The 21,542-nt window shown below is 69.5% G+C and carries 17 protein-coding genes and 1 pseudogene; 6 read left to right on the forward strand and 12 right to left on the reverse strand.

The genetic code is table 11. From position 1 onward, the window contains the following. Positions 1-50: 50 nt before the first annotated feature. The 3 genes and pseudogenes from F0357_RS06885 to puuE form a co-directional block, all read right to left on the reverse strand. On the reverse strand, positions 51-917 hold the full coding sequence (locus tag F0357_RS06885; protein ID WP_208948250.1) for an SAM-dependent methyltransferase: 867 nt from the start codon (positions 915-917) through the stop codon (positions 51-53). 162 nt (positions 918-1,079) lie between these two features. Then, complete coding sequence (locus F0357_RS06890) at positions 1,080-2,384, reverse strand: allantoate amidohydrolase (protein WP_312861488.1); 1,305 nt, start codon at positions 2,382-2,384, stop codon at positions 1,080-1,082. Between the two features lie 29 nt (positions 2,385-2,413). Beyond that, a pseudogene (gene puuE / locus F0357_RS06895) lies at positions 2,414-3,289 on the reverse strand (allantoinase PuuE); the annotation flags it as partial. A 376-nt stretch (positions 3,290-3,665) separates the two neighbouring features. Between puuE and F0357_RS06900 the strand changes: the two are divergent. The 3 genes from F0357_RS06900 to F0357_RS06910 all read left to right on the forward strand — a co-directional run bounded on the left by F0357_RS06900 (position 3,666) and on the right by F0357_RS06910 (position 6,651). After that, a complete protein-coding gene (locus tag F0357_RS06900; RefSeq protein ID WP_153479669.1) occupies positions 3,666-4,487 on the forward strand; it encodes an alpha/beta fold hydrolase in 822 nt (273 codons plus the stop codon). Between the two features lie 284 nt (positions 4,488-4,771). Continuing rightward, complete coding sequence (locus F0357_RS06905; RefSeq protein WP_153479670.1) at positions 4,772-6,007, forward strand: NAD(P)/FAD-dependent oxidoreductase; 1,236 nt, start codon at positions 4,772-4,774, stop codon at positions 6,005-6,007. Between the two features lie 125 nt (positions 6,008-6,132). Then, the gene (locus F0357_RS06910; RefSeq protein WP_153479671.1) at positions 6,133-6,651 is read left to right on the forward strand and encodes a dihydrofolate reductase family protein; all 519 of its coding nucleotides are present in this window, start codon (positions 6,133-6,135) and stop codon (positions 6,649-6,651) included. Between the two features lie 107 nt (positions 6,652-6,758). Here the strand turns inward: F0357_RS06910 and F0357_RS06915 are convergent, their stop codons facing one another. From F0357_RS06915 to aptA, 4 genes are all read right to left on the reverse strand, one after another. Beyond that, a complete protein-coding gene (locus F0357_RS06915; RefSeq protein ID WP_153479672.1) occupies positions 6,759-8,186 on the reverse strand; it encodes an aldehyde dehydrogenase family protein in 1,428 nt (475 codons plus the stop codon). Positions 8,187-8,345: 159 nt separating this feature from the next. Next, positions 8,346-9,632: an NAD(P)/FAD-dependent oxidoreductase gene (locus F0357_RS06920; protein WP_153479673.1), complete on the reverse strand. Its 1,287-nt coding sequence runs from the start codon at positions 9,630-9,632 to the stop codon at positions 8,346-8,348. A gap of 247 nt (positions 9,633-9,879) precedes the next feature. Then, positions 9,880-11,379: a CoA-acylating methylmalonate-semialdehyde dehydrogenase gene (locus F0357_RS06925; RefSeq protein ID WP_153479674.1), complete on the reverse strand. Its 1,500-nt coding sequence runs from the start codon at positions 11,377-11,379 to the stop codon at positions 9,880-9,882. 109 nt (positions 11,380-11,488) lie between these two features. Further along, the gene (aptA, locus tag F0357_RS06930; protein ID WP_153479675.1) at positions 11,489-12,814 is read right to left on the reverse strand and encodes an omega-aminotransferase AptA; all 1,326 of its coding nucleotides are present in this window, start codon (positions 12,812-12,814) and stop codon (positions 11,489-11,491) included. Positions 12,815-12,998: 184 nt separating this feature from the next. Here aptA and F0357_RS06935 point away from each other — a divergent pair, with 184 nt between their 5' ends. The 3 genes from F0357_RS06935 to F0357_RS06945 all read left to right on the forward strand — a co-directional run bounded on the left by F0357_RS06935 (position 12,999) and on the right by F0357_RS06945 (position 15,352). Next, on the forward strand, positions 12,999-13,547 hold the full coding sequence (locus F0357_RS06935) for a cupin domain-containing protein (RefSeq protein WP_153479676.1): 549 nt from the start codon (positions 12,999-13,001) through the stop codon (positions 13,545-13,547). Positions 13,548-13,690: 143 nt separating this feature from the next. Then, a complete protein-coding gene (locus tag F0357_RS06940) occupies positions 13,691-14,116 on the forward strand; it encodes an OsmC family protein (RefSeq protein WP_153479677.1) in 426 nt (141 codons plus the stop codon). A gap of 315 nt (positions 14,117-14,431) precedes the next feature. Next, positions 14,432-15,352: a LysR family transcriptional regulator gene (locus F0357_RS06945; RefSeq protein ID WP_153479678.1), complete on the forward strand. Its 921-nt coding sequence runs from the start codon at positions 14,432-14,434 to the stop codon at positions 15,350-15,352. A gap of 16 nt (positions 15,353-15,368) precedes the next feature. Here F0357_RS06945 and F0357_RS06950 read toward each other — a convergent pair whose 3' ends face one another. The 5 genes from F0357_RS06950 to F0357_RS06970 all read right to left on the reverse strand — a co-directional run bounded on the left by F0357_RS06950 (position 15,369) and on the right by F0357_RS06970 (position 21,451). Further along, positions 15,369-16,220: a sugar phosphate isomerase/epimerase family protein gene (locus F0357_RS06950; RefSeq protein WP_312861489.1), complete on the reverse strand. Its 852-nt coding sequence runs from the start codon at positions 16,218-16,220 to the stop codon at positions 15,369-15,371. Further along, positions 16,213-17,199: a fatty acid desaturase gene (locus tag F0357_RS06955; RefSeq protein ID WP_153479680.1), complete on the reverse strand. Its 987-nt coding sequence runs from the start codon at positions 17,197-17,199 to the stop codon at positions 16,213-16,215. The genes F0357_RS06950 and F0357_RS06955 overlap by 8 nt, the downstream gene beginning before the upstream one ends. Positions 17,200-17,520: 321 nt before the next feature. Then, positions 17,521-19,134: a serine hydrolase gene (locus F0357_RS06960; protein ID WP_153479681.1), complete on the reverse strand. Its 1,614-nt coding sequence runs from the start codon at positions 19,132-19,134 to the stop codon at positions 17,521-17,523. A 374-nt stretch (positions 19,135-19,508) separates the two neighbouring features. After that, positions 19,509-20,186 carry an alpha/beta family hydrolase gene (locus F0357_RS06965; protein ID WP_246161391.1) on the reverse strand — a complete coding sequence of 226 codons (678 nt, stop codon included), beginning with the start codon at positions 20,184-20,186 and terminating at the stop codon, positions 19,509-19,511. Positions 20,187-20,206: 20 nt separating this feature from the next. Then, positions 20,207-21,451, reverse strand: a complete 1,245-nt coding sequence (locus F0357_RS06970; protein WP_153479682.1) for an O-succinylhomoserine sulfhydrylase — start codon at positions 21,449-21,451, stop codon at positions 20,207-20,209. Positions 21,452-21,542 lie beyond the last annotated feature (91 nt).

The raw sequence follows: 21,542 nt of genomic DNA on the forward strand, positions 1-21,542 counted from the left end.
GTCCGATCGGGGGCCCGTCCGCCGGGCCCCTGTCGGTTCGTGTGGCGGTGTCAGTACGCGATGCGGCGCAGCGTGAAGCGCAGCAGGTTGATGTTGCCGGCGCGGAAGCCGAATGCCGAAAGCCGCAGATAGCGCTCGTAGCGGGCGACCTGGGCCGCGCCGACGAGTTCCGTCGCCTTGGCACGCACGCGGCGCAGACGCTTCGCCCACATCTCGCAGGTCCGCGCATAATCGAGCCGGTCGTTGCGCAGCATCACGATTTCGAACAGCCCGTCAGCCGCCACGACGATCTCCTCGAGCCGCGGCAGATCGGAATCCGGGAAGATCTCCGACATCATCGCGACGTTCGGGTCGGTACGCTTCATCGTGCCGTAGGCGATCGTCTGCAGCGACAGATAGCCCTCGTGCGACAGCCAGGCATGGCAGCGCTCGAAAAAGGCACGATAGATCGCGATCTTCGCCGCGGCATCGTCGGTCGGCTTGGTGAAGTGCTCGAACGCGCCGATCGAGATGATCGAATCGTAAGGCACCGACGGGGCGTGGTCGGCCCAGCTTTCAATGCGCACGTCGACCTTCGGCAGACCGAGCGCGCGGATATGATCCGCCTGCTCCTCGGAGAGCGTCAGCCCCTGGGCATGTTCGATGTTCGGGAGCGCGGAGGCCGCCGACAGCGTGGCGCCCCAGCCACAGCCGATATCGAGAAGGCGCCGCGCCTGCCCGGCCCGCGCCGAGGCGAGATGCCACTCGATCTTGTGCTTCTGCGCCTCTGCGAGATCGCGCTGATCGTCCGGCCCGTCCCAAAGGGCGGCCGAATAGGTCATGGTCCGATCAAGCCAGAGCGCATAAAAAGCGTTGCCGACATCGTAGTGAGCCTGGATGGCTTCGGCCGAAGCGCCTGGGGACGTTACAGCGTTCACGATCATCTCCCGCGAGGCCGCCGCGAAGCGTGCGCGATTCGCGCGAACAGCAGCCCAATCCTGAACATTTCCGGCCCTGTATGGCCCCGGCCGCGCCTTCCGCGCAAGGCAGAAGGTTAGGTTGGCGGCCGTTCTCGGGCCGAAATAATGACACGAGCCGGCTTACTTACGCAGGCGTGATGCGTCGGCGCTCCCGCCGTCCGACGCCGCAGCCCGCAGCCGGGCCGGATCGAAGGCGCGCAGGAACTCGATCAGGACGCGCACCGCCGCGTCGGCATCCTCGACCTCGATCGCCTCAGCGGGATTGTGGCTGATCCCTCCGGCACAGCGGACGAACACCATGCCGATGGGGCAGAGCGCGATCATCGCGAGTCCATCGTGGCCGGCGCCCGAGACGAGCCGGCGCGGCGGCACGCCGATGCGCTCGACCGCCCCGCTCAGGGCATCGATCAGCGCCGGATGGCAGGGCGCCGCCGCCTCGCTGTAGAAAACCCGGCTCTCGACGCCCACACCGCGCCGGGCGGCGATCGCCGCGATGCGCTCGCCGACATCCGCGAGGGCCGCAGTCCGCCGCCCGTCGTCGGGGCTGCGCAGATCGACCGTGAAGACGGCCCGCCCGGGCACCACGTTGACGGCGCCGGGTCCGAACTCGATGCGCCCGACGGTCGCGACGATCTCCGGCCGCTCCCGCGCGACGGCCTCGACCGCAATCACCATCTCCGCCGCCGCGGCCCCGGCGTCGCGGCGCAGGGCCATCGGTACCGTGCCGGCATGGCCCGCCATCCCCGTGACGACGACCTCGAGCCGGGTCGCCCCGGCGATCGCGGTGACGATGCCGACGGGAAGGCCCTCGGCTTCAAGCACCGGCCCCTGCTCGATATGGATCTCGACATAAGCCGCGACGCGGCCCGGCGCGCGACCGAGGGCACGTGCCGCGACGGGATCGCCGCCGAACGCGGCGAGCGCGGCGCCGAGCGTGACGCCGTCGCGGTCCGCCGCCTCGAAATGCGCCGCATCGAGCGTTCCGGCGACGGCGCGCGATCCGGTCAGCGTGACCGGAAAGCGCACGCCCTCCTCGTCGCCGAAGGCGATCACCTCGATCGCGAACGGCAGCGGACCGTCGAGCGCTGCGACCGCCTCGATCGCGGCGACCACGCCGAGATTGCCGTCATAGCGGCCGCCGTCGCGCACTGTGTCGATGTGCGAGCCGAGGAGGAGGATCGGCGCATCGTCCCGCCCTCCCGCCTTGCGGCCGACGACGTTGCCGGCGGCGTCGATCTCAGTCGCGAGGCCCGCTTCCTCCATCCAGCCGCGCACCCGGGCCGCCGCGGCGGCGTGTTCGGGGGTGAGGTAGAGCCGGGTTAGCGCCGGCGCCTCGCTCGTATAGGCCGCAAGCGCGTCGAGCCGGTCCATGACGCGCCGGCCGAGCCGCAGGTTGCCGCCCGCCGAAAGGGTCGCCTCGTCCACCGCCGGCCTCACAGGTTCGCCGGCGCCGGGTGGCGCGCGTGCCAATGGCGGGCGATGTCGAGCCGGGTCGGGACCCAGACCTTGTCGTGGGAGAGCACATAATCGACGAAGCGCTCCAGGGCGGCGACGCGGGCGGGCCGCCCGACGAGCCGGCAATGGAGGCCGATCGAGACCATCTTCGGCGAACCTTCGGCGCCCTCGCGATAGAGCACGTCGAAGGCGTCCTTCAGGTAGGCGAAGAACTGGTCGCCGGAATTGAAGCCTTGAGGCGTCGCGAAGCGCATGTCGTTGGTGTCGAGGGTGTAGGGAATGACGAGTTGGGGCTTTGCCGGGCCCTTCACCCAGTAGGGCAGATCGTCCGCATAGGAATCCGAGGCGTAGAGGAAACCGCCCTCCTCGGCGACGAGGTCGAGCGTGTTCATCGTGGTGCGGCCGAGATAGAAGCCGAGCGGCCGCTCGCCCACGACCTCGGTGTGGAGACGGATCGCCTCGCGCAGATGCTCGGCCTCGACGGCCTTCGGGACGTCCTTGTATTCGATCCACTTGAGGCCGTGGCTCGCGATCTCCCAGCCCACCTCCTTCATCGCCGCGACCTGCTCGGGCGAGCGCATCAGGGCGGTGGCGACGCCGTAGACGGTGACCGGGACGGCGCGCTTGGTGAACAGCCGCCACAGCCGCCAGAAGCCGGCGCGAGCGCCGTATTCGTAGATCGATTCCATGTTCCAGTGGCGCTGGCCGGGCCAGTTCGCCGCGCCGACGATCTCCGACAGGAAGGCTTCGGAATGGGGATCGCCGTGGAGGATGTTGTTCTCGCCGCCCTCCTCGTAATTGACCACGAACTGGACGCAGACGTTGGCCCCGCCCGGCCACGCCGGATCGGGCGGATTGCGTCCGTAGCCCCGCATGTCGCGCGGATAGGCGTCGCGGTTCTGGGCGTCGCTCAAGGCTGATCTCCTTCGGCTGTCACGAGGGAGAGCTTACCCAATTCGGCGCCGTTGCAACCACCGTCGCGAGACGATGCGGGGCATCGCTCACCCTCCCGGCCGCGCAGGTCGTTGCCGTCACGGTTGTGTGATCGGGTCGAGTTCGCTTGACAGGCGGCGCCCTCAGAGCAATTAGTTGTGTGCAATCTAATTGTACAAAATTTAGAACCCCTCAGGGGCTGTCGTGCATTCGCAGCGCGAGCTCGCGAGGGCCGGCGCGTGCCGAACCGAGCAGCCGCCACACCCGACCGCATCCGCCACGCTTTCCTCTGTCCCCGCCTTCACCAGGAGACCCCCGATGAGCTTCGTCACCACCAAGGACGACACCCGCATCGCCTACAAGGATTGGGGCGCCGGCCAGCCCATTCTGTTCTCACATGGCTGGCCGCTCGCCGGCGACGCCTGGGACGCGCAGATGTTGTTCTTCGGCCAGAACGGCTTCCGCGTCGTCGCCCACGACCGGCGCGGCCATGGCCGCTCCGATCAGCCGTGGAACGGTAACACGATGGATCAGTACGCCGACGACCTCGCCGAGGTGATCGAGACGCTCGATCTGAAGGATCTCGTGCTCGTCGGCCACTCCACCGGCGGCGGCGAGGTCGCCCATTATATCGGCCGGCACGGCACCGCCCGGGTCGCCAAGGTCGTGCTCGTCGGCGCGGTCCCGCCGCTGATGCTGAAGACCGAGGCGAACCCGGAGGGTACGCCGCTCGAAGTCTTCGACGGCATCCGCAAGGGCACCGCGACCAACCGCTCGCAATTCTTCAAGGACCTGACGACGCCGTTCTACGGCTTCAACCGCGACGGGGCGAAGATCGTCGAGGGCCTGCGCGACTCGTTCTGGCGCTTGGGCATGCAGGGCGGCATCAAGGGCGAGTACGACTGCATCCATGAATTCTCCGAGGTCGACTACACCGCCGACCTGAAGAAGATCGACAAGCCGACCCTCGTCATCCACGGCGACGACGATCAGATCGTCCCGATCGCCGCCTCGGCCGAGAAGTCGGCCAAGATCGTGCCGGGCGCCAAGCTCCTCGTCTACCAGGGCGGCAGCCATGGCCTCGCCCAGATCGACCCCGACCGCTTCAACGCCGACTTGCTGGCCTTCATCCGCGGCTGAGGCGCAGGCGCCCGATCCGACGGCCCGGCGGCCTCCGCCGGGCCCATTCCACGACGGGCGACGCACGCGTGTGCCGTCGCCCGTCCTGTCGCGGCGATGTCGCAAACGCACCTTGCGCTCCGCCCCGCCGCACGGTTCTATCCCTGCCCGACGCCAGCCCGCGCCAGACGGGCGGCGACCGCGGCCCGACCGACCGGGACCGTGGGCTTTTCCAGGGACGAATCCATGCTGCACCTCGCCTGCTCGCGCCGCTTCCCCGCACCGTCGACCGGGAGGGCCGCCCGATGAGCGCGCACGATCCCGTCGTCGTCGCCGGTGCCGGCCAGGCCGGGCTCCAGGTCGCGATATCGCTGCGGGAGGACGGCTATGAGGGACCGATCACCCTCGTCGGCGACGAGACGGGCCTGCCCTATCAGCGCCCGCCGCTCTCCAAGGCTTACATGCTCGGCGACATGCAGGCCGAGAGCCTGGAACTGCGCGCCGCACCCTTCTTCGCCGACCACCGGGTCGAGCTCCTGTCGGGGGTGCGCGTCACCGCGATCGACCGGCTCGCCCGCCGCGTCGCGCTGTCCGACGGCGGTAGCCTCGAATACGGCCACCTCGTGCTCGCCGTCGGCGTGCGCAACCGCGTGCTCGCCTGCCCGGGCGCCGATCTCGACGGCGTCTTTACGCTGCGAACCCTCGGCGATGCCCATGCTTTGCGCGAGCGCATCGGCACCATCCGCCGCGCCGTCGTCATCGGCGCCGGCTTCATCGGCCTCGAATTCGCGGCGGTGGCGGCGAAGCTCGGCATCGCGGTGACCGTGCTCGAGACCGCGCCGCGGGTGATGATGCGCGCCATCTCGGCGCCGATGTCGGCCTTCTTCGCCGACAAGCACGCCGAAAGCGGCGTCACCATCCGCTTCGGCGACAGCCTCGCCCGCATCGTCGGCGACGGCCGCGTCGAGGCGGTCGAGACCAATTCCGGCGTCCGCATCGAGGCCGATCTGGTGCTCGCCGGCATCGGCGTCATCCCGAACACCGAGCTCGCGGCGGCCGCCGGCCTGCCGGTCGAGAACGGCGTCCTGACCGACGCGCTCTTGCGCACCGCCGACGAGCACGTCTCGGCGATCGGCGACTGCGCGGCCTATCCGAACCCGTTCCTCGAAGGCCGCTATGTCCGGCTCGAATCGGTGCAGAACGCGGTCGATCAGGCGAAGTGCGTCGCCGCCCGCCTGACCGGCAAACCGCATCCCTATGCCGCCGTGCCGTGGTTCTGGAGCGATCAGGGGCCGCTCAAGCTCCAGATCGCCGGCCTCGCGCTCCCCGACGACGAGAGCGTCCTGCGCGGCGATCCGGCGAGCGGCGCCTTCTCGGTGTTCCGCTTCCGCGACGGCCGGCTCACCGCGGTCGAATCCGTCAACAAGCCCGGCGACCACATGAGCGCCCGCCGCATCCTCGCCGCCCCGCCGACCGTCACCCCGGCCGACGCCGCGGACGAGAGCTTCAACCTCCGCGCCATCGCCAAAGCGCTGGGGTGAGACGGGCTCACGCGAACCGGGCGGTGCCTCACACCACCCGGTCACGATCAGGTCAGCGCGGCTCATCGTTCTTGATCTGTTCGCGGAACTGATGGATGCAGTCCTCCCAAAAACAGGAGGATGGCATGGCGACGATCCGCGGTTTCATGGCGGCGACCCTCGACGGCTTCATCGCGTCGGAGGATCACGGTCTCGATTGGCTCGAGCCCTATCCCGGCGGGCCGGAATATGACGCCTTCATCGCCGGCATCCGCACCGTCGTGATGGGGCGCAAGACCTACGACATCGTGCGTGGCATGTCCGAGTGGCCCTACGCGGCGCAGCGCGCCATCGTGGTGACCTCGACGCCGGTCGACGACGCTCCGCAGGGCGTCGAGCGGTGGAGCGGTGACATCGCGGCCCTGGTGCAGCACGTGCGCGCACTCGACGACGGCGACGTCTGGATCGTCGGCGGCGGCCTCCTCCAGAGCAAGATGATCGCCCACGGCGCGCTCGACAGCCTGGAGCTCTTCGTCGTCCCCGAGATGATCGGCACCGGCATTCCGATGTTCCCGCGGCGCCAACTCCGTCGCCACGTCGTGGCGCGCTCGGCCGAGGTCATCCGCGACGGCCTCGTGCGCCTCGTCTACGCGTTCGAGGATTGACGGACGGCGGGTCCGCTCAAAAGAAAGCCGGCCTCGGAGGCGTCCGAGGCCGGCTCGCATCGTCATGAGAGACCGCGGAGCCCGCGATCCGTCGGCTCAGCCGGCGATCACTCGCCGTAGCCGACGATGCCCTTGATCTCGAGGAAGTCGTTGAGGCCGAAATCGGCATATTCGCGGCCGTTGCCGGACTGCTTGTAGCCGCCGAACGGCGCGTTCAGATCCCACTCGGGATAGTTCAGATAGACCGAACCGGCGCGCATGCGGCGGGCGACCGCGTGGGCGTGGCCGAGATCCTGCGACTGCACGTAGGCCGCGAGGCCGTAGGGCGTGTCGTTGCCGATGCGGATCGCCTCTTCGTCGTCCTCGTAGCTCAGGATCGAGAGCACCGGGCCGAAGATCTCCTCGCGGGCAATCGTCATGTCCGGCTTGACGTGGCCGAACACGGTCGGGCGCACATAATAGCCGCGGTTGAGGCCCTCGGGCCGGCCGAGGCCGCCGGTGACGAGGGTCGCGCCCTCGCTGATGCCCGACTGGATGAGGCGCTGGATCTTCTCGAACTGGACGTCCGAGACGACCGGGCCGAGCACGGTGTCGGGATCGCGCGGCGGGCCGACGCGGAAGGTCTCGGCCTCGGACTTGGCGTAGGTCAGCGCCTCGTCGTGGCGCTCGGCCGGCACCAGCATCCGGGTCGGCGCATCGCACGACTGACCGGAATTGCCGAAGCAGCCGCGCACGCCCTTACGCACGGCGGTCTCGAAGTCGGCATCGCGCAGGATGATGTTCGGCGACTTGCCGCCGAGCTCCTGGGCGACGCGCTTCACGGTGTCGGCGGCGTTCTTGGCGACCTGGATGCCGGCGCGGGTCGAGCCCGTGAACGAGACCATGTCGATGTCCGGGTGGCCGGAGATGGCGTTGCCGACCGTCGGGCCGTCGCCGTTGACGAGATTGAACACGCCCTTCGGCACGCCCGCCTCGTGCATGATCTCGGCGAAGACGATGCCGGAGATCGGGGCGATCTCGCTCGGCTTCAGCACCATCGTGCAGCCCGCGGCGAGCGCCGGGGCGACCTTGCACATGATCTGGTTGAGCGGCCAGTTCCACGGGGTGATGAGGCCGACGACGCCGACCGGCTCCTTCACCACGCGGGTGGTGCCGCGCTGCTCCTCGAACTCGAAGGTCTCGAACACCTCGATCAGCTTCTCGAGGTGGCCGAGGCCGGCATAGGCCTGATCGCTCTTGGCGAACGGCAGCGGCGCGCCCATCTCGCGGGAGATCGCCTCGGCGACGTCGTCATAGCGGCGCTTGTAGACCTCAAGCACGCGCTTGAGGATCGCCAGGCGCTCGCTGCGGTCGGTGCGCGAGAAGGTCTCGAACGCGGCCTTGGCGGCAGCGACGGCGCGGTCCACGTCGGCGGCCGAGCCGAGCGAGATCTTGGTGAAGGGCTCCTCGATCGAGGGATCGATCACGTCGAGCGTCTTCGGCACGATCGGGTCGACCCAGGCGCCGTCGATGTAGAATTTCAGCTCGTTGGCCATGGCGGTTCCGTTCTCTCTGGATTGCGGGCGCTTCCGCCCGGAGACTGTCGGTTCAGTCGTGCGTGTCCCGAACGAACGCAGGGACGATCCGCGGCGGACGGTAATCGAGGGCCGCGGGCTCGGCAACAGGGGCCGGGCAACTGCGATCGCAGAGCATGCTCACAGGCCGAGCCGGTCGCGCAGCCGGCCGTAGATCACCCGGGCCGTCACGCCGATGGGCCAGAGCCCGTGGAAGGCGATCGGCTTCAGGCTCTCGGTGACGGGTAGCTCGATCTCTGCGATCGAAGCGCCGAGGATGCGCCGGCTGAGGAGATCGCCCATCGCGGTCGCCATCGCCACGCCGCGGCCGTTGTAGCCGAGCGCGATGTGGAGGCCCGGGGCGGGCTCGTGGAGATGGGGATAATGGTCCGCCGTGATGGCGACCTGGCCCCACCAGAAGTGGGTCCAGGCGAGGCCCTTGAGCCCCGGCCACAGCCGCTCGGCATAGGCCGTGAGGTGGTGATAATCCTCGACGCCCCGCGCCGGGCGCTGCGGTCCGCGGCCGCCCATGAGCAGGCGGCCGTCGGCGCTGACGCGATAATAGACGGTGTCCCAGCCGACCTCGTAGGCGACGGCGCGGCCCGGCAGGATGGCGGCGCGCAAGGCTTGCGGCAGGGGCTCGGTCGCGGCGATGGCGCTGTAGACCGGCACGATGGTGTGCCGGAGGCCCGGCCACAGATCGTCGGTGTAGCCGTTGGTGCCGATCACCACATGGTCGGCGCTGAGCGTGCCCGTCGCGGTCTCGACGCGCCAGCCCGATCCGTTGCGGACGATTTTGCGCGCGCGCGTGCCGGCGTGGAGCCGGGCGCCGGCGGCGATCGCGGCGGTGGCGAGGCCGCGGGCATAGGAGAGCGGATTGACGGCGCCGCCGCGCGGATCGAACAGGGCGGCGACATAGCGGGGCGTGCCGGTCGCCTCGGCGACCCCGCGGCGGTCGAGCACCGTATGGGCCATGCCGCGGGCGGCGAACTGCGCCGACAGCGTCGCGACGCCGGCGGCGGAGGGCTTGTTGATCGCCGCCCGGATCGTGCCGCGGCGCTCGGCCTCGCAGGCGATGCCGTGCTTCGCGATCAGGTCGAAGACGAAATCCGGCGCGGCATAGGAGAAGGCGATCATGCGGCGGCCGAGCTCGGGGCCGTAATCCCGCTCGATGTCGTCCGGATAGGGCTTGAGGCCCGGATTGACCTGCCCGCCATTGCGCCCCGAGCAACCCCAGCCGATCTCGTTCGCCTCGACGAGGGCGACGTCGACGCCGCGTTCGGCGAGGTGGAGCGCGGTCGAAAGCCCGGTATAGCCGCCGCCGACGATCGCGACGGAAACCTTGCGGTCGCCGTCGAGCGGCGGCGCCGCCGGCCCGGGCTCGGCGGTCTCGAGATAGGTCGACGGCAGGTGCGGCGCACGGGTCATGGTGAAATCCTGCCGTAAGATGGTCTTCGGCGCTTCGCGCTCCCCTTCCGTGGGGAACCTCGGCGGGGCCGCCTCCTTCTCCCCGTCGGGGAGAAGGGGACCCGGAGGGGCGGATGAGGGGGCGGATAGGGCGAGGTCTCGCTCGTGGCGCCACCCCACCCCGTCACGCCTTCGGCGTGTCCCCTGGCAGGGGAGGGTGCGGCGCCGTGATCGGTGCGAAGGCAGGGGCCGGACGGCCCCGCCGTTCTCACTTCATGGTCGGCATCACGAAGTCGGCGCCGGCGCGGATGCCGGTCGGCCAGCGGGTCGTGATGGTCTTGAGCTTGGTGTAGAAACGCACGCCCTCGGGGCCGTGCATGTGGTGGTCGCCGAACAGCGAGGCCTTCCAGCCACCGAAGGAGTGGAACGCCATCGGCACCGGGATCGGCACGTTGATGCCGACCATGCCGACCTGGATCTTGTGGGCGAACTCGCGGGCGGCGTCGCCGTCGCGGGTGAAGATCGCCGTGCCGTTGCCGAACTCGTGCTCGTTGATGAGCCGCGCCGCGGTGTCGTAATCGTCCGCGCGGGTCACCGCGAGCACCGGCCCGAAGATCTCCTCCTTGTAGATGCGCATCTCCGGCGTCACGTGGTCGAACAGCGTGCCGCCGATGAAGTAGCCGTTCTCGTAGCCCTGGCGCTTGAAGGAGCGGCCGTCGACGAGGAGCTTGGCGCCCTCCGCCTCGCCGAGATCGACATAGGAGCGCACCTTGGCGAGGTGCTGGGCGGTGACGAGCGGGCCCATCTCCGACTCGGGGTCGGTGCCGGGACCGATCTTCAGGGCGTTGATGCGCGGCACGAGGCGCTCGATCAGCGCGTCCGCCGTCTTCTGCCCGATCGGCACGGCGACCGAGATCGCCATGCAGCGCTCGCCGGCCGAACCGTAGGCGGCGCCCATCAGCGCATCGACCGCCTGGTCGAGGTCGGCGTCCGGCATGACGATCATGTGGTTCTTGGCGCCGCCGAGCGCCTGGCAACGCTTCCCAGTGCGCGCCGCCGTCTCGTAGATGTAGCGCGCGATCGGGGTCGAGCCGACGAAGCTCACCGCCTTGACGTCCGGGTGGGTCAGGAGGGCGTCGACCGCCTCCTTGTCACCGTGGACGACGTTGAAGACGCCGTCCGGCAGGCCGGCTTCCTTGAGCCACTCGGCGATCAGGAGCGAGGCGGAGGGATCGCGCTCGGACGGCTTCAGGATGAAGGTGTTGCCGCAGGCGAGCGCCACCGGGAACATCCACATCGGCACCATGGCCGGGAAATTGAACGGCGTGATGCCGGCGACGACGCCGAGCGGCTGGCGCAGCGAGTGGGAATCGACCCGCGTGCCGACATTCTCCGTCACCTCGCCCTTGAGCAGGATCGGCGCGGCGGTGGCGAACTCGACGACCTCGATGCCGCGCTGAACCTCGCCCTTGGCGTCCGACAAGACCTTGCCGTGCTCGGCGGTGATGGCAGCGGCGAGGTCGTCGGTGCGCTCCTCGAGGATGCGGAGGAACTTGTTCAGGATGCGCGCGCGGCGCAGCGGCGTGACGTCCGCCCAGCCCGGGGCGGCACGGGCGGCGACCTCGACGGCGGCACCGACATCGGCGGTCGAGGCGAGGGCCACGGAACCGGTCTGTTCGCCGGTCGCCGGGTTGTAGACCGGCGCGGTGCGCCCGCTGGTGCCGGCGACGCGGCGGCCGCCGACGAAGTGCTGGATCTCGGTGGGCATCGAAGTCTCCCTGGAGGGTTCTGGGGCCGCCGGCGATCGCGTCGCGGGGCCTTGAAAGCAGCGCAAGGCCGGGCGCGCGGGCCCGGCCTCACGGGTCGGATTGGGTGGCTCAGGCGGCGCGCTTCAGGGCGTCGCCGAGCACCGAGACGATGGTGTCGATGTGGGACTTTTCGACGATCAGCGGCGGCGACAGCGCGATGATGTCGCCGGTGACGCGGGTCAGGAGGCCGGTCTTGAAGCAATCGACGAACACGTCGTAGGCCCGCGTGCCCGGCGCGCCGTCGCGGGACTGCAGCTCGATGCCGGCGACGAGGCCGATATTGCGGATGTCGATGACGTTCGGCAGCCCCTTCAGGCTGTGCATCGCGTCTTCCCAATAGGAGGCGAGCTCGGCGCCGCGGGTCAGCAGCCCCTCGCGGGCATAGATGTCGAGGGTGGCGAGGCCGGCGGCGCAGGCGGCCGGGTTGCCCGAATAGGTGTAGCCGTGGAACAGCTCGATGGCGTTCTCCGGCCCGACCATCAGCGCATCATGGATCTTGCGGCTCGAGAACACCGCGCCCATCGGAACGACGCCGTTGGTGAGGCCCTTGGCGGCGGTGACGAGGTCCGGCACCACGCCGAAATAATCGACCGCGAACGGCGTGCCGAGGCGGCCGAAGCCGGAGATGACCTCGTCGAAGATCAGCACGATGCCGTACTTGTCGCAGATCGCGCGGATGCGCTCGAGATAGCCCTTCGGCGGCAGGATGACGCCGGTCGAGCCGGCGACCGGCTCGATGATCAGAGCGGCGATGGTCTCCGCGCCGTGGAGGGCGACCAGACGCTCCAGGTCCTCGGCGAGCTCGATGCCGTACTCAGGTACGCCGCGCGAAAAACCGTTGCGGGGAATGTCGAGGGTGTGGCGCAGGTGGTCGGAGCCCGGCACCTGCGGGAAGACGCGGCGGTTGTTGACGATGCCGCCGACCGAGATGCCGCCGAAGCCGACGCCGTGATAGCCGCGCTCGCGCCCGAGCAGGCGGGTGCGGGTGCCCTGCCCGATCGCGCGCTGGTAGGCGATCGCGATCTTGAGGGCGGTGTCGACCGACTCGGAGCCCGAGTTGGTGAAGAAGATGCGGTCGAGCCCGCCCGGCGCGATCTCCGCGAGCCGCGTCGCGAAGTCGAAGGCGAGCGGATGGCCCATCTGGAAGGTCGGGGCGAAATCGAGGGTGGCGAGTTGCTTGCCGACCGCCTCGGAGATTTCCTTGCGGCCGTGGCCGGCATTCACGCACCACAGGCCCGCCGTGCCGTCGAGCACGCTGCGGCCGTCGACGGCCGTGTAGTGCATGCCGGCCGCGCTCGCGAGCAGGCGCGGATCGGCCTTGAACTGCCGGTTCGCCGTGAACGGCATCCAGAAGGCATCGAGATGCGCGCGGTTGGTGGTCTGGGGGGCGTTCATGGGGGCGGCTCCGGACAATTTCGCGGCTCCGGGACGGGAGCCTCGGGCAAGTGTGGGAGCATGCTCGAAAAGACGCAACAAGCCCTTTTCTCGCCGCCGCCAAGTTGCTGTAATCGCTCAGTGGGCGGAGGCGTGTTTGTGCGATCCGCAACACCCTGAACAGCCAACGGACGGAACGGAACGCATGAGCGTCGATGTCGGGGCGCGGCTGCGCCATGTGCGCGGCCTGAAAGGGCTCTCCCAGCGCGAACTCGCCAAGCGCGCGGGCGTGACGAACTCCACGATCTCGCTCATCGAATCGAACCAGATGAACCCGTCGGTCGGGGCGCTCAAGCGCATCCTCGACGGCATTCCGATCGGGCTCGCCGAGTTCTTCGCGATCGAGCCGGACGCCCCGCGCAAGGCGTTCTACCGGGCGGAGGAGCTCGTCGAGATCGGCAAGGGCGGCATCTCCTACCGTCAGGTCGGCGAGACCATGTTCGGGCGCGCGCTCCAGATCCTCAAGGAGCGCTACGAGCCGAACGCCTCGACGGGCCGGGTGCCGCTCGTCCACGACGGCGAGGAGGGCGGCATCATCCTGAGGGGACGGCTCGAGGTGACGGTGGACGACGAGCGCCGCATCCTGGGCCCGGGCGACGCCTATTATTTCGAATCGCGCCGGCCGCATTCCTTCCGCTGCGTCGGGCCGGAGCCCTGCGAGATCGTCAGCGCCTGCACGCCGCCGACTTTTTGAGACGTCGGGCATCAAGCGCGGGAACCTTCGTCCCACGCCCGCGTTCGCCCTGCGCTCGCGGGCAGCAGCGCTCTGCGGCGTTCGAACCGTTCGATCCCTTGATCTGATCCCTCCCCCGATTCCTTGCACTGAGAGGACGACCCATGGCGACCCGCAAATCCGAGGCCGAATGGACCGGCGACCTGAAGGGCGGCAAGGGCCGCGTGAAGCTCGGCAGCGGCGCGTTCGAAGGGCAATATTCCTTCAGCTCGCGCTTTGAGAACGGCGTCGGCACCAATCCCGAGGAACTCATCGCCGCGGCTCACGCCGGCTGCTTCTCGATGGCGCTGTCGGCGGCGCTGACCGAAGCGGGCCACCCGCCGGAGCGCATCCACACCGACGCCACAATCCATTTCGGCCCGAGCGGCGGGGGCTTCTCGATCACCCGCGTCGATCTCGCCACCGAAGCCTCGGTGCCGGGCATCGATGCCGACACCTTCGCCAAGATCGCCGCCGACGCCAAGGCGAACTGCCCCGTCTCCAAGGCGCTCGCCGCCCTCGAGATCCATCTCGACGCCAAGCTCGTCTGAGCGCGTTCGGCGGGTGCAGCACCAGCGCCCGCTGAGGCGCAGCGATCGGTTCACACCGCCCCTTCCCTCCTCCCCGTATGCGGGGAAAAGGGAAGGGGAACCGCACACAACACGCCCTTACCGATCGGACGATTTGCAAACCGCGCGTCATGCCATAGCGTCGGAGGCAACGGCCCGAATGAGGCCGGCCGTCCCCGGAGCATTCCTCTGCGCGCCAAAGCCCCGCCCGAGACGTCCGTCGCCGCGCGCGAGCCCGGCACGCCGCCGACCGCCGGCGCAGCGGCACGCACCGTCGCGGCGAAGGCGCCGGCGGGGATGCGCATCTTCCGCGGCGCCGTGTCGGACGGCGACCTGCGGCTCCTGCGCGTCTTCAAGACGCTGGTCGATCACGGCGGTTTCGCTGCCGCGGAGGTCGCGCTCGACAAGACGAAGTCGGCGATCAGCCTCGACCTCACTCATCTCGAGGAGCGGCTCGGCGCGCGGCTCTGCACCCGCGGGCGGGCCGGGTTCGGCCTCACCAACGAGGGACAGATCGTCTATCTCGCCGCGCTCCAGCTCTTCGCCGACCTCGACAAGTTCCGCGAGCGGGTGGCGGGCGCGGTGCGCCGGCTCACCGGCACGGTCTCGCTGATGGTCGTCGACAACATCGTCTCCGTCGCAGCCGATCCGCTCGCCGAGGCCCTCGGCCGCTTCTCGACGCGCCACCCGGAGGTCGAGGTGCGCATCGAATCGGCGACGCCGGCGGGGGTCGAGCGCGCCCTCCTCGAAGGCGACGGCGATCTCGGGATCTCGGTCGTGCCGCGCCCGGTCGCGACGCTCGAAATGATCCCGCTCTTTTCCGAGGAACTGCGGCTCTATTGCGGGCGCGGCCATCCCCTGTTCGAGGACGACGCCCCGCGGGAGGACGAGGTGCGGACCCACCCTCTCGTGCGCCCGAGCGTCACCGACGACCCCGCCTTCGCCGCCCTCGTCGCCGGCTTTCCCTCGACCGCGCGCGCCTCCAACCTCGACACCCGCGTCCTGCTCATCCTCAGCGGGCGGCATCTCGGCTTCCTGCCGCCCCATTATGCGGAAAGCTGGGTCGTCCGTGGGGAATTGCGCGAGGTGCTGCCGCAGCGCTTCCGCGGCGAGAACATGTTCTACGCCATGATGAAGAAATCGGCCCGGCCGTCGGCCGCGGCCCAGGCCTTGCTGCAAGCCATCCTCGCCGCCTTCGGCGAGGCCGGCATGGGCTGAAGAAGGCGACGGCCGCTCAGGCCGCCGCGGCGCGGTCGAGATCGGCCCAGATCTCCCGGGCAAGCCGCCTCAGTTCCAGCGCCTCCTCCCAGCGGTCGGACAATTCGAGCCCGTCCGCGCCGGTGATGGCATATTCGGTCGGCCCGAGCTCGCAGAGGAAGATCAGGGTGTCGTCCGCCGCCGCCCGCGCCCGCCAGCCCTCGAAGCCCTCACGCCACCAGCCGAGGAAGAGATCGAGCCAGCGCTTGTGCTGCGGGAAGGCGATCGGCACCTGCACCTGATTGCGCGTCGCGACCCGGCCCTGGAACGAATCCGAGCGGGCGAGGATGCGGCTCACCTGCGCGAGCGTCTCCGCGGGGATCGGAAACATCATCTCGCGGTCGACCACATAATGGGAGAGGTCGGCGGCGAGCCGCATCTGCGGGATCGCGTCGATGAGCTGGAGCGTCGCGTAGAGGTCGTTGGTGATGCAGTTGCGGTGGGTCTCGAACTGGATCGGGACGCCTTCCTCCCGCGCCAAAGCGAGCCAGGCGCGGATCACCGGGATCATGTCCTCGACGCGGACGGGCATCACCTGTCCGACCACGACGACATAGGGCGAGCCGATGTCCTTCGCGAGGTGGAGCGCGGGGCGCAGCTCCTCGATCGAGCGGGGAAAGGCGGTGAGCAGCCCCTTGAGCCCGGTGCGGGCATAAAGCGGCACCGTCTCGCGCGCCGCCGCCAAGTCCATGGCGCCGAGATCGATGGCGAGCCCGTCATAGCCCGCCGCCTTGACCCGCTCGAAGCGCTCGGCGACGGGCGCCTCGGGCACGCCGGGGCGGCGCAGCTCGGTCGCCCACAGGGATTGGTAGATTTCGAGTTCAGGCACGGGCGGGCGCTCCGGCGCGCGGGTCGTCGGCAGCGACGATCCACGGCTCATCGTCGGGATAGAAGGTCTCGTCGCCCTTCCACAGCGCCTTCAGGACGGCGGCCTGAAAGGCGAGATAGCCCATGCGGTGCGGCTCGATGCCGTTCTTGGCGAAGATCTCCCGGTCGAGATCGGGCAGCTTCTTGAACGGCACGCCGGGGAAGGCGTGGTGGGCGGTGTGGTACTGCATGTTCCAGCACAGCCAGCGCATCAGCGGGTTGGTGCGGGTCGAACGGGTGTTCTCGATGATGTTCGCCTCGTGGGCGAGGCCGAGATGCTCGATCGTGTTCTGCAATTGATGGACGACCTTGGTCAGCATCATCGGGGCGAGCCACAGAGTCATGGCGGCCCAGCTTCCGGTGGCGACCGAGACGACCGCGATCGCGCCGTAGCCGGCCGCGTGCCAGCGCCCCTCGCGGATCACGTCGGCCTTGCGGTTCTCCGGGATGTAGGGCTCCACGACGATGCCACAGGCGAAGCGCGCGACCCGGCGGACGCGGGACGACCAATAGCTCGGGCCGAGCAGCCACATCAGATAGGACGTGAAGGTGTAGGGCGGCCGGGCGAGCTCCCCGTCGCGCGCCCATTCCTGGGTGTAGCGGTGGTGGGCGAAGTGCTGGATCTGGTCGAAGTCGCGCGGATAGATCAGCACGAAGCCGAACAGCCGGCCGAAGATCTCGTTGAGCCGCTTGGTCTTGAAGACGGTGGCATGGCTCAGCTCGTGCTGGCCGGCATAGAGGAAGTTGATGAGCACGCCGTGCACGATGAAGATCGGCACGGCGAACCACGTGCCCCACGCGAAGGCGAGCGCGGTGCCGGTGACGAGGATCGCCCCGACATGGCTGCCGAGCTGGGCGAAGCCGGTCCAATCCGATTTGACGCTGAGCTCCCTCAGCCGCGCAGGCGCGATCAGATCGCGCCGGGCGAACACCTCATCCATCTCTGACCCCTCATGCGAAGCCGTTCGGCTTTTCTGAAAGGCGAGCATGGCGCGGGTCGGGGTCGGCGAACAAGCCGATGCAAGAAATTCTCACTTGAGCGGATGCTCAAGTGAAGGGGCGCTCACAGCCCATCCGAAGTCATCCGCGGGCTTTTCCCGCGGACCCAGGGGCCGAAAACACAGTGCGTGCCGCCCCTGTATCCTCGCCACAGGGGCGAGGATGACGACGGAGAGGGCATTGCCCGTGGCGGGCTCTAAGGAGGGCTTGCGGCTCCCTGCCTCACTGGCCGCCACCCTCGAACCGCACGCTCTCCCCCGTCCTCAATCCACCCGCGTGAAGGTGAAGGACTGGCCGGCCATCTTCCATTCGAGGTCGGAGAGGCGGCCGGTCTTGTCCATCACGAACTGGGCGAAGCCGGCCGGACCCGTGTCGCCCTGCGCGGCGGTCACCGCGAAGCGGCCTTCCGGCTTCAGGGCGAAGGTGTAGACCGCCCCGCTCCACGGCTTCAGCGTCAGCACGGCGCCGGTCTCCTCTAGCCGCATCGCGAGGCCGTCGCCGTCGGCGGCGAGTTCGAGGGTGCCGAGCGCCGGATTGGTATAATGGCCGGCGACGTCGGACGCGGCCGGCAACGGCGCGGGCGCGCTCGGGGCCACGAGATTCTGCTCGTCCTCGCTCGCGCGGACCCGGGCGGTGGTGAGCGCGCGGTCGACCCAATCGGTCGGGTCCTCGCCGAGATAACGCTGGTAGAACCAGGTCGCGACGGCGTCCGGGAAGCCCTGGTTCTGCTCGTTGGTCAGGATCACGATGCCGACGCCGCGCTCCGGCAGCAGGCCGACATGGGCACCGAAGCCGTTGGTGCCGCCGTTGTGCCAGAGCACCCGGCCGCCGGGCATCGCGGTGACGACCCAGCCGAGCGCGTAGCTCATCGTCTCGTTGATCGCGACCTTCGGGGTGCGCTGGTAGGCGAGGTTCTGCGCGCTCACCACCGGCTTGCGCTCGAAGAAGCCGTCGCCGAGTTGCAGCCGCACCCACTTCGCCATGTCGGCGGCGCTCGAATTGACGTTGCCCGCCGGCCCGAGGACGTAGGGGAACGCGGGATCGAACGGGATCGGCTTGGAGCCCTCGGGCCGCCAGGCGTGGCCGGTCGCATGGTCCGGCGCCGCCTCGATCGCCGCCGCGGTGAAGCTCGTCGACGGCATGTCGAGGGAGTCGACGATCTCGCGCTTGGCGGTGTCGTTCCAGCTCTTGTCGCCGGCCGCCTTGGCGACGATGTCGCCGGCGAACAGGTGGGTGATGTTGGTGTAGGCGAACTGGCTGCGGAAGCTCGACACCGGCTCGACGGTGCGCAGCGAGCGCTTCAGCGCGTCGGGGCCGTAGCCGAGGGCGGACAGCATGTCGTTCGCATAAGGCGGCAGGCCGCTGCGCTGGGCGATCAGGTCGTAGACGCGGAATTCGCGTGTCACCCAGGGGTCGGAGAGTTGGAAGTCCGGATCGAGATCGACGACGCGGGCGTCCCACTTGAGCTTGCCGCGATCGACCATCATGGCCATCGTCGTGCCGAGGATGGCCTTGGTGGCGGAGCCGATCTGGAACACCGTGCTGGAATCGACGGGGCGGCCGTCGTCCTTGCCGCGGACGCCGAAGCCCTTGGCGTAGATGGTGCGCTCGCCCGTCGCGATGGCGACCGCCACGCCCGGCACGTCGAACGCCTTCATGCCCTTGGTGAGATAGGCTTCGAAGTCCGGCAGGATTGCCTGCACGCGGGCTTCCGGCTGGTCGAAGGGCGGCAGGTCTGCGGCCTGGGCGAGGCCGGGCAGGAGACCGAGCGCGACAAGCCCGGCGCCGATCAGCGCGCGGACGGGCCCTCGCCCTTCGCCCGCCAACGGGGGCGCAAAGAGAACGACGGAAGACAGACGGATTCGTCTCGTAAGCACGCAATTCCTCCCGGATCGAACGACCGATCGCACCGCCGGCGCATCTCGCGTGCGCCTGAGGCGGGGGGAGTGTCGACCGGACCGCCCCGGGACTCAAGCCCCGGCCCCGACGGCTGTCGCAATGGTTCTGTGGGGGTAGGCAAACGGGCGGGCCGCCACCTGCCGCATGTCACGGCGCCTACCCCTCCCGTGCAGAGGAGGGTTGGCGCGCAGCGCCGGGGTGGGGTTCGGGCTGGGCGCGATGGCTCGCCGCGAAGACCCCGAAAGCACCTCGCCCGCGGCTGCGGCGCGCTTAACGTGCGCCGGCCTCCCTGACCGGCTTCGACGGTCTGTCCCCTTGGCAGGAGAGGGGTCGAAGAGGCCGTCGGCTTGCCTCAGCCGATCAGCGCGGCGGCGGCTTGGGCGGCGTCGCGGAGGTTGCCGTCCCAGGTCGCGGGAGAGCCGCCACGGGGGGCGAGGTCGTGGCTGCCGTCTTCCGACCAGACGAAGCGGACCTTCGGAAGCGCGGGCAACGCCTCGATCTCCTTGCGGTCGCCGAACGGATCGCGCTCGCCCTGAACGACGAGGGCGGGAATGCGCAGCGCCTCGAGGGGGGCGAGGCGGGTGACGCCGACATCGCCGGCCGCATGGAACGGATAGCCCAGGCAGACGACCGCACCGACGCGGGGATCGAGGTCGAGCCCGGCCACCATCGCCGCGACGCGGCCGCCGAGCGACTTGCCACCGATCACGAACGGTCCTTCGGTCATGCGCAGGGCTGCGCCGAGCGCTGCCCTGAACTCGCCGACGAGCTTCTCCGCCGCCGGGGGTGGCCGCTTGCGGCCGCTGTCCCGGCGCTCCGCCATGTAGCGGAACTCGAAGCGCATCACCGTCACGCCCGCGATCGTGGCGTGGCCCGCGAAGCGGTTCATGAACGAGGAATCCATCGCCGCCCCGGCACCGTGGGCGAGCAGCAGCGTGCCCTTGGAGGCCCCCGCCGGCGTGCTGACGAGAAAGGCGACCTCGCCGCTCCCGTCTTCGAGGCTCACGCGCGTCAAGGCGTCGTCGTTCAAGTCCGCATCCCTTCCCAGTGTCAGGCGGCCGCGTCGGCGGAGGCCGGCGAGACCGCGGCGGCCGCGGCGAGGCCGCGGTCGATGTCCTCGATCAGATCCTCGACGTCCTCGAGACCGACCGACAGGCGCAGCAGCCCGGCATTGATGCCGAGCGCCGCCTGCGCCTCGGGCGTGAGCCGCTGGTGCGTGGTGGTCGAGGGGTGGGTGATGAGGCTCTTGGCGTCGCCGAGATTGTTGGAAATCTTGACGAGTTCCAGCGCGTTCGAGAACGCGAACGCCGCCGCCTTGCCGCCGGTGAATTCGAACGCGATCAGGGTCGAGCCGGCGCGCATCTGCCGCTTCACGAGCGCGGCCTGCGGATGATCGGCCCGGCCCGGATAGATCAGCCTGGCGATGCCGGGCGTGCCGGCGAGATGGTCGGCGAGGCGCGCGGCCGAGGCGGTCTGGCGCTCGACGCGCAGGGGGAAGGTCTCGAGCGCCTTGAGCAGCACCCAGGCATTGAAGGGCGACAGCGACGGGCCGGTCTGGCGCAGATAATTGTGCAGGTGATCGGCGATCCACTGCTTGCTCGACAGGATGACGCCGCCGAGACAGCGGCCCTGGCCGTCGATGTGCTTGGTCGCCGAATAGACGACGACGTCGGCGCCGAGTTCGAGCGGCGACTGGTGCAGCGCCGTCGCGAACACGTTGTCGACGATCGTCGTGATGCCGCTCGCCTTGGCGATCGCGGCGACGCCGGCGATGTCGACGATCTCGAGGGTCGGGTTGGTCGGCGTCTCCAGGAAGAAGGCGCGGGTGTTCGGCTGCACCGCCGCCCGCCACTGATCGAGGTCCTTGCCGTCGATCAGCGTCGAGGCGACGCCGTAGCGCGGCAGCAATTCCTCGATAACGTAGAGGCACGAGCCGAACATGGCGCGCGGCGCCACGACATGGTCGCCGGCCTTGAGCATGCAGAACAGGGCCGCGGTGACGGCCGCCATGCCGCTCGCGGTGGCGCGGGCATCCTCGGCGCCTTCGAGGCGCGCCATGCGCTCCTCGAACATCGCGACGGTCGGGTTCGAGAACCGCGAATAGATGAAGCCCGGATCGTCGCCCTTGAAGCGGGCTTCGGCCGCCTCGGCGGTCGGATAGACGAAGCCCTGGGTGAGGAACAGGCTCTCGGAGGTTTCGGAGAACTGGGACCGCAGGGTGCCGCCGTGCACGACCTCAGTCGCGGGACGAAAGCGGCGGGGTGCGGCGGCGGGGGGAACGGGAGACTGGGCCATCGGGACCTCCGGGACATCAAAAAACCCGGCCGACCAGAGCCGAGCCGGGCTTGCGATGATCGGGGAAAGCCTTCCGAGCGAAGGCGGGCCG

The organism is Segnochrobactrum spirostomi, assembly GCF_009600605.1.
In the GTDB taxonomy this organism is placed as follows: Bacteria; Pseudomonadota; Alphaproteobacteria; order Rhizobiales; family Segnochrobactraceae; genus Segnochrobactrum; species Segnochrobactrum spirostomi.